The following is a 14,840-nucleotide window of genomic DNA, read 5'->3' as shown; positions in this document are numbered from 1 at the left end:
CGTGAGTGCCCCCGCCGTCGAGATCACCGGGCTGGTCAAAAGCTACGGCTCCACCCGCGCGGTCGACGGTCTCGACCTGCGGATGGAGCGCGGCAGCCTGCTCGCCCTGCTCGGCCCGAACGGGGCCGGCAAGACCACCACCGTCGAGCTCTGCGAAGGCTTCCTCAAGCCTGACGCGGGCACTGTCCGGGTGCTGGGGCTCGACCCGGTCCGCGAATCGGCGGCCCTGCGCCCCCGCGTCGGGATCATGCCCCAGGGCGGCGGCGCGTACCCCGGCGTCCGCGCCGACGAGATGCTGCGCCTGGTGGCGTCCTGCGCGGCTTCGCCGCTGGACCCGGCCTGGCTCCTGGAGACCCTCGGGCTGACGTCGGTGCGCCGGACGCCGTTCAAGCGCCTCTCCGGCGGCCAGCAGCAGCGGTTGTCACTCGCGTGCGCCCTGATCGGCCGCCCCGAGCTGGTGTTCCTCGACGAGCCGACGGCGGGCATGGACCCCCAGGCCCGCCGCCTGGTGTGGGACCTGCTGGCGGCCCTGCGCCGCGACGGCGTCTCGGTGCTGCTGACCACGCACCTGATGGAGGAGGCGGAGGCGCTGGCCGACACGGTGGTGATCGTCGACCACGGCAAGGTCGTCGTCTCGGGAGCGCCCCAGTCGTTGACGATGGACGAAACGGGCGCGGCGGGCCTTCGCTTCAAGGCCCGCACCCGCCTCGACACGGAGCTGCTGGCGGCGGCGCTGCCGGAGGGCTACGCGGTCCGCGAGTCGGCACCGGGCACGTACGTGGTGGCCGGTTCGATCGACCCGCAGGTGGTCTCGACGGTCACGGCGTGGTGCGCGCAGCAGGGCGTGCTGCCCGACGATCTGCAGGTGGGCAGGCGGACGCTCGAAGAGGTCTTCCTGGAGCTGACCGGACGGGAGCTGCGGGCATGACTTTCGCCCCGGGAACCTTCACCCCCGCGCCGGGCCGCGGGTCGCTGGGCCGGATGCTGCGCACGCACGCGCGGGTCGAAGCCAGTCTGACCCTGCGCCACGGCGAGCAGGTGCTGCTGACGCTGCTCATCCCGCTGGCGCTGCTGATCGGGTTGTCGCTGCTGGACATCCTGCCCGCGTCGTCGCTGGGTTCGACGTCCAAAGTGGACTGGATCACGCCCAGGATCCTGGCGCTGGCGGTGATGTCGTCGGCGTTCACGGGCCAGGCGATCGCTCTCGGCTTCGACCGGCGCTACGGGGTGCTGAAGCGGCTTTCGGCGACGGCGTTGCCCCGGTGGCTGCTGGTGGCCGGGCGCCTCGCGGCCGCTCTTCTGGTGGTGGCGCTGCAGTCGGTGATCATCGGCGTGGTGGCGGCTTTCCTGGGGTGGTCACCGTCGTTGTCGGGCCTGTTCTCGGCGGTGCTGCTGCTGGTGCTGGGGACGTTGGCGTTCGGCGCTCTCGGCGTCTTGCTGGGTGGCGCCTTGCGGGCGGAAGCCGTGCTGGCGCTGGCGAACGTGGTGTGGTTCGTGCTCCTGCTGGCGGGCGGGATCCTGCTGGCGCCTTCTTCGCTGCCTTCGGGGCTGGCTTTCGTCGTCCAGCTGCTGCCGTCGGGGGCGCTGGCGGAGGGCATGCGGGCCGCGCTGGTCGACGGGGCGTTCGCACCCGGCCCGATGGCGGTGCTGGCCGTGTGGGCCGTGCTGGCGGGCGGGCTGGCTTCGCGGACGACGAAACTCACCTGAGTCCCGGGGCGGGTAGAACTGACGTCACGAATCTGCCGCCGCCGCGCCAAGGTCATCCGGATACATCCGGTACCGAGGGGGCACTTCACATGGTTTCGAAAACCCGCGTCTTCCTGATCCTGCTCCTCCTGCTCGTGGTGGCGATCGGCGTGCTCGTCCTCCTTCTCAAGCTGGACGCGGGCGCCTTCTGGATCAAGACCGCGCCGATCGCCGTCCTCGGGTTCGGCGCCGTCTTCGCGCAATCGATGGGCTTCTTCCAGAAGAAGGCCAAGAAGACCGAGTGACCTTGGTCCCTTGTGGCCACGCCGCCGTTCTGGGCGCCGGGACCTGCCGAAAGCCGCGTTTTCGCGCGCTCTACCATCGATGGGTGCCGTTCACCAGCCTCGTCGCCCGCTTGCCGTTTCCGTCCGCCGCCGTGCAGCGGGCCGTCGGGATCGCCGCGGTCCTCGCGCAGGCGCTGATCGGCGTCACCGGCTCCATCGTGCGCGTCACCGGGTCCGGGCTCGGCTGCCCGACCTGGCCGCAGTGCGTCGCCGGCAGCCTCGTGCCGAAGCACGACTCCGGCATCGACGCGCTCAACCAGTGGATCGAGTTCGGCAACCGGCTGCTCACCGGCGTCGTCATCGCCGTGGCCGCGGTCGCCGTCATCACCGCGTGGCGCGTGCAGATCGACCACCCGGGCCGCAAGCGCCTGGTGAAGCTGGCCTGGACGATGCCCGGCGGCGTCGTGCTGCAGGCCGTCGTCGGCGGCCTCACCGTGCTCGCGAAGCTGGAGTGGTGGACGGTGGCGATCCACTTCCTCGCCACGACCCCGCTCGTCTGGCTCGCCGTCCTGCTGCTGCGCGCGTTCCGCGAAGGCGACGAACCCGCGCGGTCGCTGGTCCCCGCGTCCGGCCGGGGCATCCTGGTCGCGCTGGCCGTCGTGATGTGGCTGGTCCTCGCGGCGGGCACCACGGTCACCGGCGCCGGCCCGCACAGCGGCGACATCAACACCCACCGCCTGAACGCCCCGGTGGAGGCGCTCGCCCAGGTCCACGGCGGGCTCCTGGTGCTGTACCTGCTGCTGCTCGCGGTGTTCGGCCTCCAGCTGATGCGCGTCGGCGCGCCGAAGAGCCTGTGGCAGCGCTACACGGCGGTCTGGGTGGTCGCGCTGGCGCAGGGCGGGCTCGGCTCGCTGCAGTACGCGCTGGGCGTGCCGGAGGCGATGGTGTCGTTCCACGTCCTCGGCGCGATGGCGGTCATCATCGCGACGGCGACCCTGTGGACCGGCAGCCGCGACCGCGGCCCGGCGGTCTCGCTGAACCCCGCCCCGCGCGAACTCGCGGCCGCCTGACGGCAACGCGGGCTTAACTCGGCATCGGCGTGCCCGTTCACGGCCGTGGGTTACTGTTCGCGCCATGACCTCGCGCGCCGCCCCCAAGCCGCTGATCTCCCATCGCCGCGGCACGGGCGAGATGATCGTGCTCAAGACGTTCCTGCTGGTGCCCTTCGCGGCGCTGCTCATCGCGGTTCCGCTGGTCTGGGGCTGGGGCATGACCTGGGTCGACCTGATCCTCGCGGCGGTGTTCTACGTCTTCGCGACGCTGGGCGTGACGGTCGGCTACCACCGCTACTTCACGCACGGCGCGTTCAAGGCCTCGCGGCCCCTGCGGGTGGCGCTGGCCATCGCGGGCAGCATGGCGGTCCAGGGTTCGGTGATCTTCTGGGTGGCCAGCCACCGCCGCCACCACGCGTTCGCCGACCGCGAGGGCGACCCGCACTCCCCCTGGCTGTTCGGCACATCGCCGTCGGCGCTGCTGCGCGGCTTCTGGCACGCGCACATGGGCTGGATGTTCGGCCGCGAGGTGACCAACGCGGACCGCTTCGCCCCGGACCTGGTGGCGGACAACGATCTTCGCTGGGTGAACCGGTACTTCTGGCTGTGGATCACGCTGAGCCTGGCGTTGCCGGCGGTGCTCGGCGGGCTGATCACGTGGTCGTGGTGGGGCGTGGTGACGGCGTTCTTCTGGGCGGGCCTGGTGCGGATCGCGTTCCTCCACCACGTTTCGTGGTCGGTCAATTCGGTTTGCCACCTGATCGGCGAGCGCCCGTTCGCGAGCCGCGACAAGGCGGCGAACTTCTGGCCGCTGGCGGTGCTGTCGATGGGCGAGTCGTGGCACAACTCGCACCACGCGGACCCGACCTGCGCGCGGCACGGGGTGCTGCGGGGACAGGTCGACATTTCGGCGCGGGTGATCCGGACGTTCGAGCAACTGGGCTGGGCGACGGATGTGCGCTGGCCGCGAGCGGATCGGCTGGCCGCCAAGCGGGCGGCGACGACTCAGTAGGCACTTTCCGCACCGCCAGCCGGTTACTTTGCTCCCGCACAAGCCGAGTTTGTTTTGGCTCAATCAGCTGGCCAAGTGAACGCAATGCCGTAATCCCCGCTGGGTTGGCACGGCTCTGTGAAAGTGTGTTCTGCGAAACCGTCGCCGACCTCAAGCAGCCGGGGATCGCCGGTCTGCGGCCTCGTCAACCTTTCGATTTCGACCTGTTCCGCGTACCACCAGCAGGCTTCCGGCAAGCAATGGTCATCGAAAGCCACCTGCATGGTCAGGCCGGCAACCGGTCGGCCATGGTCATCGAGCGATCCGGGCGCGATGCCGTGGTGGTCGACGACGACGTTGATCCAACGTCGTCGTTCTTCGAGTTCATCGTCCCAAGTCTCGGAGACGAAGGAATACCGGTCTCCCCGGCGCAGCACCCTGCGGAAGCGCAGCCGTGCCGCGATTGGATCATCGGAATGCACAGGCGACCGCACCACGAGACGACAAGCCCAGATCGCCTTGACCGGCAGTTTCGACAGGTCATTCGTCCAGCCCGTCGCCGCCGACGCGTCGAAGGCGTCGAGGCCGTCCACGCACGCGACGATGTCCCGTTCCGTCGTCCGACGCAGCACCGTCGTGCGATGCATGACCACCCGCACGACCATGCGCTCGACGAACATCGGTTGCGCATCGGAGGACGGCGCCCGGAATCCCGATGCTAAACTGCTTTTCTCACTGACAGGCCGACCGCGAGGCGGCTGCTTCGAGCCTCCTCGTCCGATCTCGACGTAGCGCTGCCACCCCTGCCCATCGTGCTGAAGTGACTGCAGTTTCTGAGGTACACAGGCCGTCAGTCTGGCGACTGCCCGCCGCCACGCTTTGTGGGCAGGCGTCGTCGTTGTAGGCGGGGGATCACCAAAGACTCCCGGCAGGCCGAGCAACTGGCTGAATCGATCATCGAGGGTGGCCTTCCACGCTGTCTCGGCCCCCGGAACCGGCGACAGCCGAAAAGCAGCGATCAAGGTATTACGGCGGCGCGACTCGTCGCCTGAACCCACCTTTCCGATCTCATCGACGATCAGGCCCCACACCGCGTAAGCGCGGGAGTCCGGCGTCGCCGCTGGGAGCGATCCGGTCGGCTCGACCAGACAGCCGAGCAAGAGTGCCGACTCGCTCGTCGGGTCTTGCGCCGCATACCGGAGAAACCTCAGGGGCTTGCCGTCCTTGCGGGTCGCGAGCCATCTCAGAGCCTTCTCGACGTCCGCCGACGCCGACCCTCCGCCAGCTGGAGGGCCGGCCATCCCGATGGTCACGGAGTCTCCTCCACTTCGCCGTGGCACCCAGCAATGATCGACAACCCCGACAAGGGGCGACGACGTCGAGCACGCCGGTCCGACAACGAAAAACATCTGACGGACACAAGTGACCATGCCCGGAAACGCACCCCTTCAGCCATCATTTGCTCAAGGAGTACTAGTACACCACAAAAGGGGTGGAACAGTGACCGAAAACAGCCCGCGGAGGCCCGTCACACGTCAGGATTCGCGAGACGCGCGGGAATTGATCAAAGCCGGGCTGACCGGAATCGGCGGACTCTACGTCGTCACCGGCTCGATTGCCGTGACGACGATCGGGGCGGTCGTCGCCCTGGTGCTCGCCGCCGTGCAGCGAGCCGCCAAGTGACTACGCCAGCTGCTGCCGCACCGCCGATGCGAAGCGCATGGCCGCGGCCGGGTCGGTCTGACGGAAGCCCAATGACGGCTCCGTCAGCTCCAGCTCCAGCAGCAGCGGCTTCCCGTCCGCCCCGTTCACCAGGTCCACCCGGGCGTACAGCAGCTCCGCGCGCAGGATTCCCAGCAACGCCGAAGCCGCGTCGAGGACGTCCTCGGCCAGGGCCACCGCTTCCGCCGGCGGTGCAGCCGGAGCCAGCTCCTCCGAGAGGTACAACCCCGAAGCGTCCAATGTGGACCCCAGCATCGCACCCTTCGAGAAGGCGTGCGAGTAGATGCCGCCCAGGTACACCAAGGCCAGTTCGCCCGAAGTGTCCACACTGGACTGATAAGGCTGGATCAGCGCCGTGTGCCCCTCGGAGTGCAGCGAAGCCACGTGTGACGAGGCGTCGGCACCGCCGGCGAACCGGGCCGCGCCGCGTGAACCCGCTCCCACCGAAGGCTTCACCACGAAGTCCGACGCGGGGAACCGGGCCGGGTCACCGGGCTGGACCAGCGACGTCGGTACCACCGCCAAGCCCGCGTCGAGCAGCTCCGCCAGGTACGACTTGTCCGTGTTCCAGCGGACCACGTCCGCGGAGTTGAGCAGGGCCGGGACCGACTCGCACCAGGCGAGGAACTCCGGGCGCCGGGACGCGTAGTCCCAGGTCGCGCGCAGGATCACCGCGTCCGCTGAGGAAAAGTCGAACGACGAGTCCCACGGGGCCCACGCCACCGAAAAGCCCAGCGCGGACAAAGCGGGCACCACGGCGTCGTCGTCGCCGTCACCCGTGGGGAGCTCCGAGCAGCTGACCAGGACCGCGGTGGGGCTCACCGGCCCGCCATCTTGCGGCGGTGGGCCGGGCCGATCTTCGTCTGGTTGACCGTCTCCGCGTCCCACGTCGCCGGTGAGAGGTCCTCGACGGCCTCGACCAGCGCCTCACCCGTCGCCACCGAGGGGACCACGACGTCGCCGAGGGCACCGTCGGCGCCGACCAGCACGACGCGGGCGCCCGCCCGGCCGATGTTCTCCACCACCGCGCGGGACGGCTTGCCGTGCGCCTTCACGAACTTGCGCGCCGCGGCCAGCTGCGCGCTGGTCGGCGAAACGACTGTCTCAGATGATTCGGACACGTCCCGAACCATAACCAACCCGGCGCCGGAACGCGGAACAGCGTGGCGTCGGCCATAGTTGCACCGGGAGAACCCGACCCGAGGAGGACCCATGCCCACCGCAGTGCAGGTGACGAAGACCGGCGGCCCGGAAGTGCTCGAAGCGGCCGAAGTGGACGTCCGGGCCCCGCAGGCCGGCGAGCTGCTGGTCGACGTCGCCGCGGCCGGGGTGAACTACATCGACACTTACCAGCGCCAGGGCATCTACCCGATGGAGCTGCCGTTCGTCCTCGGGCTCGAGGGCGCCGGCACGGTCGTGGAGGCGGGCGCCGACACCGGCTTCGCGGCCGGTGACCGCGTCGCGTGGCAGGGCTCGATCGGCAGCTACGCGGCCCGCAAGATCGTGCCGGCTTCGGTGGCCGTGCGGGTGCCCGAGGGCGTCTCCCTCGAGACCGCCGCCGCGACGATGCTGCAGGGCATCACCGCGCACTACCTGGTCGCCTCGACCTTCGAGGTCAAGGCGGGCCACGACGTGCTGGTGCACGCGGCCGCCGGCGGCGTCGGGCTGCTCCTGGTCCAGCTGGCGAAGGCGCGCGGCGCCCGCGTCATCGGCACGGTGTCGACCGAGGAGAAGGAGAAGCTCGCCCGCGAGGCCGGCGCCGACGAGGTGATCCGCTACGACCGCGACGACTTCGCCAAGCTCACCCGCGAGCTGACCGGCGGCGAGGGCGTCGACGTCGTCTACGACGGCGTGGGCAAGGACACCGTCGACGGCAGCCTCGCCAGCCTCAAGGTGCGCGGCCTGCTCGCGCTGTTCGGCGCCTCGAGCGGCCCGGTCCCGCCGCTCGACCCGCAGCGCCTCAACTCCGGCGGCTCGCTGTACCTGACCCGCCCGACGTCCGTGCACTACACGCGCACGCGCGAGGAGCTCGACTGGCGCTCGAAGGAGCTGTTCGACGCCATCCAGGCGGGCGACCTGACCATCCGCATCGGCGGGAAGTACCCCCTGGCCGACGCGCGCAAGGCCCACGAAGACCTCCAGGGCCGCCGCACCACCGGCAAGCTCCTGCTCATCCCCTGACCCGTACCTTTCACGTGAAAGTGCCGCCCCGAGGTGGGCACTTTCACGTGAAAGTGCCGCCGGTCAGCCCTGGTTGCCGGGCACCGTGACGGCGTCGGTGACGAACACCAGCGTCTCGTTCGGCTTGATGCCGCGGCCGCCCTCGCCGTACGCGAGGTCCGGCGGGATGATCAGGAGGCGGCGGCCGCCCTGCTTGATGCCCGCCAGGCCCTGGTCCCAGCCCGGGATGACCTCGCCCGCGCCCAGGTTCAGGTCGAACGTCTCGCCGCGGTCGTAGGAGTTGTCCAGCACCTTCTTGTCCGACCACGTCACCAGCAGGTAGTTCATCTTCAGCTGCTGGCCCGTCTTGGCCGGGTTGCCGGTGCCCTCGGACAGGTCCTTCGTGATCAGCTTCTTCGGCGGGTCACAGTCGGCCGGGATGGTGATTTCGGGCTTCTCGCCGAACTTCCCCGTCGTCTTGATGTCGTCCGCCGTGCACTCGCGGCCCTTGCTCTGGGTCGCCGGGGCGGCGGCGTCCGACGTCGGCGCCGCGGTGGGGGGCGCCGAGGCCGGCTCGGTCTTGGCGTCCTGGCCGCACGCGGCCAGCGACAGCGCCGCCGCGGCGACGACCACGATCTTCCCGATCTTCTGCATGCGAGGCACCCTAGCCAAGCACGGAGAGTGCCGGTACCTCGTCACCGGTCCGGACCACGCCGAGCCGCCGGGTCGCACGCGTCAGGGCCACGTACAGGTCGTTGAGCCCGCGCGGCGAGCCCGCGACGACCTCGTCCGGCGCCACCAGCACCACCGAGTCGAACTCCAGGCCCTTGGACCGCTCGACCGTCAGCACGCTCAGCCGTTCGTCCGACGCCCCGAGCAGCGCCGAAACCGCGTCGAGCCGGGCCGCGGGCACCAGCACCGCCACCGTCCCGCCGTCCACTTCGGACAGTTCGCGGGCCACCAGCTCCGGCAACGACGACTCCAGCGACGCCGGGCGCTCCGACCACGGCGCGACCCCGGTCTCCCGCACCGAAGACGGCGCCGACAACGACGGGTCGACCTCGCGCAGCACCCGCGCGGCCACCGCCATGATCTCCGCGGGCGTGCGGTAGTTCACGGTCAGCTCCTCCAGCCGCCACCGGTCCGCGACGTACGGCGAGAGCACCTCGCCCCACGACCGCGCCCCGCCCGCCGCGCCGGTCTGGGCGACGTCGCCGACCAGCGTCATCGAGCGGTTGGGCGAGCGGCGCATGAGCAGCCGCCAGTCCATCGCCGAGAGCTCCTGGGCCTCGTCGACGATCACGTGCCCGAACGTCCAGGTCCGGTCCTGCGCCGCCCGCTGGGCCGCGGTCAGCTCGCTGCGCGCGACCTGGCGCTCGGCGAACAGCTCGGCGTCGAGGACGTCGGAGACGCGCAGCAGCTCCTCGTCGATGATCTCCTCGTCCTGTTCGAGGATGTCGAGCACGCCCTCGGCATACGCGCGGTCCTCGCGCTCACGGCGTTTGCGCTCGACGCGGGCCTCGGTGTCGTCGACGCCGATCAGCTCGGCCAGCTCGTCGAGCAGCGGCACGTCGGCCGGCGTCCAGCGCGCGTCGCGCCCGCTCTCCAGCAGGGCGCGCTCCTCGGGAGACAGCAGCTTCCGGACCGCGCTCGAAAGCCGTTCGCGGTCGGCGAACAGGTCGTCGAGCACCCCTTCCGGGGTCAGCACCGGCCACAGCGAGTCCAACGCCGCCGCGACGTTCTCGTCCGCCGCCAGCTCGGCCCGGATGTCGGCCACGTCCTGCCCGTCGAGGAGGTCGTCCCCCAGCTTCCGCGCGGCCTGGCGGGTCAGCGCGTCGAGGACGTCGGAGACGAACAGGCGCCGCGCCGGGTTGTGCGGGCGCCGCGAGCGGCGGGCGCGGGTCCGGGCGTCGGTGCACGTCTTGCGGTCCAGCCGCAGCACGTCGTGCTCGTACTCGATCTCCAGCACCGGCTCGGGCACGCGCTGGCGGTCCCGGACGGCGTTGGCGAGCACGTCGGCCAGCACCAGCCGGCCCTTGACCTCGGCGGCTTCGCGGGATTCGACGCCGTCGGCGTCCAGGCCCGGGTAGAGCTGCCCGATGGTGGCCAGCAGCACGCCGGTCTCGCCGAGCGAGGGCAGCACCTGGCCGATGTAGCGCAGGAACGTGCTGTTCGGCCCGACGACCAGCACGCCGCGGGTCGTGAGCTGCTGGCGGTGCGTGTAGAGGAGGTAGGCCGCGCGGTGCAGGGCGACGGCGGTCTTGCCGGTGCCCGGCCCGCCCTGCACGACCATGACGCCGCCCAGCGGGGCGCGGATGATCCGGTCCTGCTCGGCCTGGATGGTCGCGACGATGTCGCTCATCTCACCCGTGCGCCGCTGCTCCAGCGCCGCCAGCAGCGCGGCCTCGCCGGCCAGCCCGAGGTCCTGGCCCTGGTCGGCGGCGGTGAGGTCGAGGACCTCGTCGTCGAAGCCGGTGACCTTGCGGGTCAGCGACCGCAGGTGCCGCCGCCGGCGCACCCCTTCGGGTGACGCCGCGGTGGCGAGGTAGAACGGCCGCGCGACCGGCGCCCGCCAGTCGACGAGCAGCGGCTTGTAGTCGTCGTCTTCGTCGAACAGCCCGAGCCGGCCGATGTAGGTGGTTTCCTCGGCGCTGTCGGGGACGAAGTCGAGCCGGCCGAAGGCCAGCCCCTGTTCGACGGAGCCGAGCTGGGCCAGCCGGTCGGTGTACAGCGTCGTGGCGACGTCGCGCTCGGTGCGGGCCTGCGGGGTCCCGCCGGTCTGGCGCAGCGTCTCGTCGAGGCGGCGCTGGGCTTCGACGCGTTCGGCGTCGAGCTTCGCGTAAAGGGTGGTGACGTACGCCTGCTCGCGGGCGAGCTCGGCGGAGAAGTCGTCCGAAGACAAAGATCCTGCTTTCGCCTCAAGGAAAAGAGCCGGTCAAGTCTAACGACCCCGGCCCCGCGATCATTCCGGCCCGAGGCCGCAGCGTGGGAAGACCTCGCTGCCGGGCGCGAGCACGGCCGGCAGCACCTTCTCCCCCGGCGCGCACGACACGCTCGCGGCGGGCAGCTCCCCGCTCTCCACGATCCGGCCGGTCCCGGTGCGGCGCAGCACGACGGCGCCGTGGCTGGTCAGCGCGCGGCAGTTCGACGACGTGTACCGGACCCCGCCCGGGACCGGGGTGGCGGTGACCGGGGTGTAGCCGCCGAGCGACTCCGGGGCCAGCCAGACGACCGGGCCGAACGTCACCGGCCCGGCGCCCGCGACGGCGGTGCGCTGCCCGGGCGCGAGCAGCGGGACCTCGGCGCGCGTCGAGCCGGCCGCCACCGGGATCCGGTACGCGAACTGGGTACTGGTGTTTTCGACCACGGTGCCGGCGCCCTGCTCGGCCACGCGGAGGCCGCCGCCACCGGGAGCGGCGTCGGGCGCCCCCGGGATCGCGGTGATCCGGGACGGGATGGCGCAGGCGGTGCCGAGCAGCTGGTTCGTGTCGAGCGGCACCTTGCCCCGGCCGAGCAGGACCAGCAGTCCCAGGACGACGACCGCGGCCACCGCGATCCCGGCCCGTCTCAGAACGGCAGGCCGAGGGTGGGCAGGCCGATCGCCGAGTCGACGGCCAGCGCGACGAACACGATCATCAGGTACGTGTTCGAGCGGTGGAACAGCGCCATCGGCTTGGTCTCTTCACCACGCCGCACCGCCGCCTGCAGGCTGTGCGCATAGAAGAGGAACCAGCCGCCGGCGAGGATCGCGAAGGTGCCGTACAGCCACGACGTCACCGGGAGCAGCAGCAGCGTCCACGCCACCATCACCCACGAGTAGATGACGATCTGGCGGGCGACGTGCTGGGCGGTGGCGACCACCGGCAGCATCGGGACGCCGGCGCGCTCGTAGTCGTCGCGGTACTTCATGCCCAGCGCCCAGGTGTGCGGCGGCGTCCAGAAGAAGATGACGCCGAACATCACGAACGCCGGCCACTGCACGGTGCCGGTGACCGCGGCCCAGCCGATGACGACCGGCATGCAGCCCGCCGCACCGCCCCAGACCACGTTCTGCGACGTGCGCCGCTTCAGGCCGAGCGTGTAGACGAAGATGTAGAAGAGGATCGTCGCGACCGCGAGGATCGCCGACAGCAGGTTGACCGTGAGGTAGAGCACCACGGCCGACGCGACGCCCATGACCAGGCCGAAGACCAGCGCACCGCGGCGGGGCACCGAGTCCTTGACCAGCGGGCGGCGCTTCGTGCGGTTCATCACCTTGTCGATGTCCGCGTCGATCACGCAGTTGAGCGCGTTCGCGCTGCCCGCGGCCATCGTCCCGCCGACCAGCGTGGCCAGCACCAGCCACGGCGAGGGGATCTGACGGCCGGCGAGGAACATCGCCGGGATGGTGGTCACCAGGAGGAGCTCGATGACCCGCGGCTTCGCCAGCGCGGCGTAGGCGCCGACGACCCGGCGGATGCTTCGCCGGTCACCGTGCGGTCGCTCACCGGTCGGGTGCACGGCGCTGGTGTCTTCACTGCGTCCGTGCGCAGCGTTCACCAACGACATTTCACTCCCTGCGTCAGGTTCGGGCGGGTCCGTGCCGAAGGCCGTGGTGGAACGCCGGTCTGAACCCTCGACCGATGTTAGACGTGGTGAATCCCGTGGGTGATCGCGGGTCCTCGACGGGCCTAAGCACTAGGCTGACCGCGACGGGCCGCGATTGCCCCTGCGCAGGGTCGCGAGCAGGAATATCGTCCCTTCGGGATCGATTGAGATAGATGACCCCGCGCACGGGTAACCGGAACGAGGAAGACCAGCCGCAACCATCATGACCGGGAGTTGGAGTTCAGTGTCCGAAACTGCCCCTACCAGCGAGAACAACCCACTCCTCCGGCGTAACGTCCCCGCCGACTGGACCGACACCGACACCCGCGCCGTGGACACCGTCCGGGTGCTCGCCGCGGACGCGGTCGAGAACTGTGGCAGTGGCCACCCCGGCACCGCGATGAGCCTGGCGCCGCTGGCCTACACGCTCTTCCAGCGCACGCTGCGTCACGACCCGAACGACCAGAACTGGCCGGGCCGCGACCGGTTCGTGCTTTCGGCGGGCCACTCGAGCCTGACGCTCTACATCCAGCTGTTCCTCGCCGGCTACGGCCTCGAGCTCGAGGACCTCAAGCAGCTGCGCAAGTGGGGCTCCAAGACCCCGGGGCACCCGGAGTACCGGCACACCGACGGCGTCGAGACCACCACCGGGCCGCTCGGCCAGGGCCTGGCCAACGCCGTGGGCATGGCGATGGCCGCCCGCCGCGAGCGCGGCCTGCTGGACCCGGACGCCGCGCCCGGCGAGAGCATCTTCGACCACTACATCTACGCCATCGCGTCCGATGGTGACATCGAAGAGGGCGTCACCTCCGAGGCCTCGTCCATCGCGGGCCGCCAGGAACTGGGCAACCTCATCGTCTTCTGGGACGACAACAAGATCTCGATCGAGGACGACACCAACATCGCGCTGTCCGAGGACACCGTCGCGCGCTACGAGGCCTACGGGTGGCACACCCAGGTCGTCGAGGGCGGCGAGGACGTCGTGGCGATCGAGGAGGCCATCAAGGCCGCCAAGGCCGAGACCGGCCGCCCGTCGTTCATCGCGCTGCGGACCGTCATCGGCTACCCGGCCCCGAAGAAGATGGGCACCGGCAAGGCGCACGGCGCCGCGCTGGGCGCCGAAGAGGTCGCCGCGGTCAAGGAGATCCTCGGCTTCGACCCGGAGCAGTCCTTCCAGGTCGACGACGACGTGCTCAAGCACACCCGCCAGGCGCTCGAGCGCGGCAAGACCGCGCACGCCGAGTGGACGCAGAAGTTCGAGGCGTGGGGCCAGGCCAACCCGGAGCGCAAGAAGCTGGCGGACCGCATGTCCACCCGCACGCTGCCGGAGGGCTTCGCCGACAACCTGCCGAAGTGGGAGCCGGACGCCAAGGGCATCGCGACCCGCAAGGCCTCCGGTGAGGTGCTCAACGCCCTCGCCGACCCGCTGCCGGAGCTGTGGGGCGGCTCGGCCGACCTGGCCGAGAGCAACAACACCACGATGAAGGGCGCCGACTCGTTCGGTCCCGAGAAGGCCGCCACCGACATGTGGCAGGCCAACCCGTACGGCCGGACGCTGCACTTCGGCATCCGCGAGCACGCCATGGGCTCGATCCTCAACGGGATCGCGCTGCACGGCGGCACCCGCCCGTACGGCGCGACGTTCCTCATCTTCTCCGACTACATGCGCCCGCCGGTCCGGCTGGCCGCGCTGATGAAGGCGCCGGTCACCTACGTCTGGACGCACGACTCGATCGGCCTCGGCGAAGACGGGCCGACGCACCAGCCGATCGAGCAGCTCTCCGCGCTGCGCGCGATCCCGGGCCTCAACGTCGTCCGCCCGGCGGACGCCAACGAGACCGCGTACGCGTGGAAGGCCGTGCTGGAGGACGTCCACCACCCGTCCGGCCTGGCGCTCACCCGCCAGAACGTGCCGGTGCTCGAAGGCACCAGCGCCGAGGGCGTCGCCAAGGGCGGGTACGTCCTGGCCGACTCCGAAGACGCTACTGCCACGCCGGACGTGATCCTGATCGCCACCGGTTCCGAGGTCCAGCTCGCCGTCGAGGCGAAGAAGACCCTCGAGGCCGACGGCGTCAAGGCGCGCGTCGTCTCGATGCCGTGCGTCGAGTGGTTCGACGCGCAGGACGCGGCCTACCGCGAATCCGTCATCCCGGCCGGTGTGAAGGCCCGCGTGTCCGTCGAGGCGGGCATCGCCCAGTCGTGGCACCGCTTCACCGGTGACGCCGGGGTGAACGTTTCGATCGAGCACTTCGGCGCCTCCGCCGATGCCGCCACACTGTTCCGTGAGTTCGGTTTCACCACGGAGGCAGTCGTCGACGCGGCCCGCCGCTCGATCGCCAACACCAAGAATTCCTGAAG

The 14,840-nt window shown here is 70.7% G+C and carries 15 protein-coding genes; 8 read left to right on the top strand and 7 right to left on the bottom strand.

Annotated features, from left to right (window positions below):
• The first annotated feature begins 1 nt into the window (after position 1).
• The 5 genes from ACLJQM_RS24130 to ACLJQM_RS24110 all read left to right on the top strand — a co-directional run bounded on the left by ACLJQM_RS24130 (position 2) and on the right by ACLJQM_RS24110 (position 4,034).
• Entirely contained in the window at positions 2-928 is a 927-nt protein-coding gene (locus ACLJQM_RS24130; RefSeq protein ID WP_247011477.1) for an ABC transporter ATP-binding protein, read from the top strand.
• Complete coding sequence (locus ACLJQM_RS24125; protein WP_360773300.1) at positions 925-1,707, top strand: ABC transporter permease; 783 nt, start codon at positions 925-927, stop codon at positions 1,705-1,707. The genes ACLJQM_RS24130 and ACLJQM_RS24125 overlap by 4 nt, the downstream gene beginning before the upstream one ends.
• 89 nt (positions 1,708-1,796) lie before the next feature.
• Positions 1,797-1,991, top strand: coding sequence for a hypothetical protein (locus ACLJQM_RS24120; RefSeq protein WP_086856735.1), 195 nt, complete (start codon positions 1,797-1,799; stop codon positions 1,989-1,991).
• 83 nt (positions 1,992-2,074) lie between these two features.
• The gene (locus ACLJQM_RS24115; RefSeq protein WP_410632850.1) at positions 2,075-3,040 is read left to right on the top strand and encodes a COX15/CtaA family protein; all 966 of its coding nucleotides are present in this window, start codon (positions 2,075-2,077) and stop codon (positions 3,038-3,040) included.
• A gap of 64 nt (positions 3,041-3,104) precedes the next feature.
• On the top strand, positions 3,105-4,034 hold the full coding sequence (locus ACLJQM_RS24110) for an acyl-CoA desaturase (RefSeq protein WP_410632848.1): 930 nt from the start codon (positions 3,105-3,107) through the stop codon (positions 4,032-4,034).
• 59 nt (positions 4,035-4,093) lie between these two features.
• Here the strand turns inward: ACLJQM_RS24110 and ACLJQM_RS24105 are convergent, their stop codons facing one another.
• Positions 4,094-5,326, bottom strand: coding sequence for a hypothetical protein (locus ACLJQM_RS24105; RefSeq protein ID WP_410632846.1), 1,233 nt, complete (start codon positions 5,324-5,326; stop codon positions 4,094-4,096).
• 187 nt (positions 5,327-5,513) lie between these two features.
• On the opposite strand from ACLJQM_RS24105, the gene ACLJQM_RS24100 reads away from it, so the two are divergent.
• Entirely contained in the window at positions 5,514-5,696 is a 183-nt protein-coding gene (locus ACLJQM_RS24100) for a hypothetical protein (protein ID WP_410632845.1), read from the top strand.
• Here ACLJQM_RS24100 and ACLJQM_RS24095 read toward each other — a convergent pair whose 3' ends face one another.
• Positions 5,697-6,557 (bottom strand): RimK family alpha-L-glutamate ligase, encoded by an 861-nt coding sequence (locus ACLJQM_RS24095; protein WP_410632844.1) that lies wholly within the window; start codon positions 6,555-6,557, stop codon positions 5,697-5,699. It lies immediately after the preceding gene.
• The gene (locus ACLJQM_RS24090; protein WP_396126585.1) at positions 6,554-6,856 is read right to left on the bottom strand and encodes a hypothetical protein; all 303 of its coding nucleotides are present in this window, start codon (positions 6,854-6,856) and stop codon (positions 6,554-6,556) included. Before ACLJQM_RS24090 ends, ACLJQM_RS24095 begins: the two co-directional genes overlap by 4 nt.
• 91 nt (positions 6,857-6,947) lie before the next feature.
• Here ACLJQM_RS24090 and ACLJQM_RS24085 point away from each other — a divergent pair, with 91 nt between their 5' ends.
• The gene (locus tag ACLJQM_RS24085; protein WP_360773319.1) at positions 6,948-7,916 is read left to right on the top strand and encodes a quinone oxidoreductase family protein; all 969 of its coding nucleotides are present in this window, start codon (positions 6,948-6,950) and stop codon (positions 7,914-7,916) included.
• A gap of 63 nt (positions 7,917-7,979) precedes the next feature.
• On the opposite strand, the gene ACLJQM_RS24080 is transcribed toward ACLJQM_RS24085, so the two are convergent.
• The 4 genes from ACLJQM_RS24080 to ACLJQM_RS24065 are packed head-to-tail and all read right to left on the bottom strand — an operon-like array spanning position 7,980 to position 12,443.
• Positions 7,980-8,549, bottom strand: coding sequence for an FKBP-type peptidyl-prolyl cis-trans isomerase (locus ACLJQM_RS24080; RefSeq protein ID WP_410632843.1), 570 nt, complete (start codon positions 8,547-8,549; stop codon positions 7,980-7,982).
• 10 nt (positions 8,550-8,559) lie between these two features.
• Positions 8,560-10,797, bottom strand: a complete 2,238-nt coding sequence (locus ACLJQM_RS24075) for a HelD family protein (protein ID WP_410632841.1) — start codon at positions 10,795-10,797, stop codon at positions 8,560-8,562.
• A 60-nt stretch (positions 10,798-10,857) separates the two neighbouring features.
• Positions 10,858-11,445, bottom strand: a complete 588-nt coding sequence (locus ACLJQM_RS24070; protein ID WP_410632839.1) for a hypothetical protein — start codon at positions 11,443-11,445, stop codon at positions 10,858-10,860.
• A 17-nt stretch (positions 11,446-11,462) separates the two neighbouring features.
• Complete coding sequence (locus tag ACLJQM_RS24065; protein WP_247011501.1) at positions 11,463-12,443, bottom strand: heme o synthase; 981 nt, start codon at positions 12,441-12,443, stop codon at positions 11,463-11,465.
• 283 nt (positions 12,444-12,726) lie between these two features.
• Here ACLJQM_RS24065 and tkt point away from each other — a divergent pair, with 283 nt between their 5' ends.
• On the top strand, positions 12,727-14,838 hold the full coding sequence (gene tkt / locus ACLJQM_RS24060) for a transketolase (RefSeq protein WP_410632837.1): 2,112 nt from the start codon (positions 12,727-12,729) through the stop codon (positions 14,836-14,838).
• The last annotated feature ends 2 nt before the right edge of the window (positions 14,839-14,840 follow it).

Source organism: Amycolatopsis sp. cmx-4-83 (assembly GCF_046548815.1).
Taxonomy (GTDB): Bacteria; Actinomycetota; Actinomycetes; order Mycobacteriales; family Pseudonocardiaceae; genus Amycolatopsis; species Amycolatopsis pretoriensis_A.
This window is presented reverse-complemented; position numbering and strand designations above follow the sequence as displayed.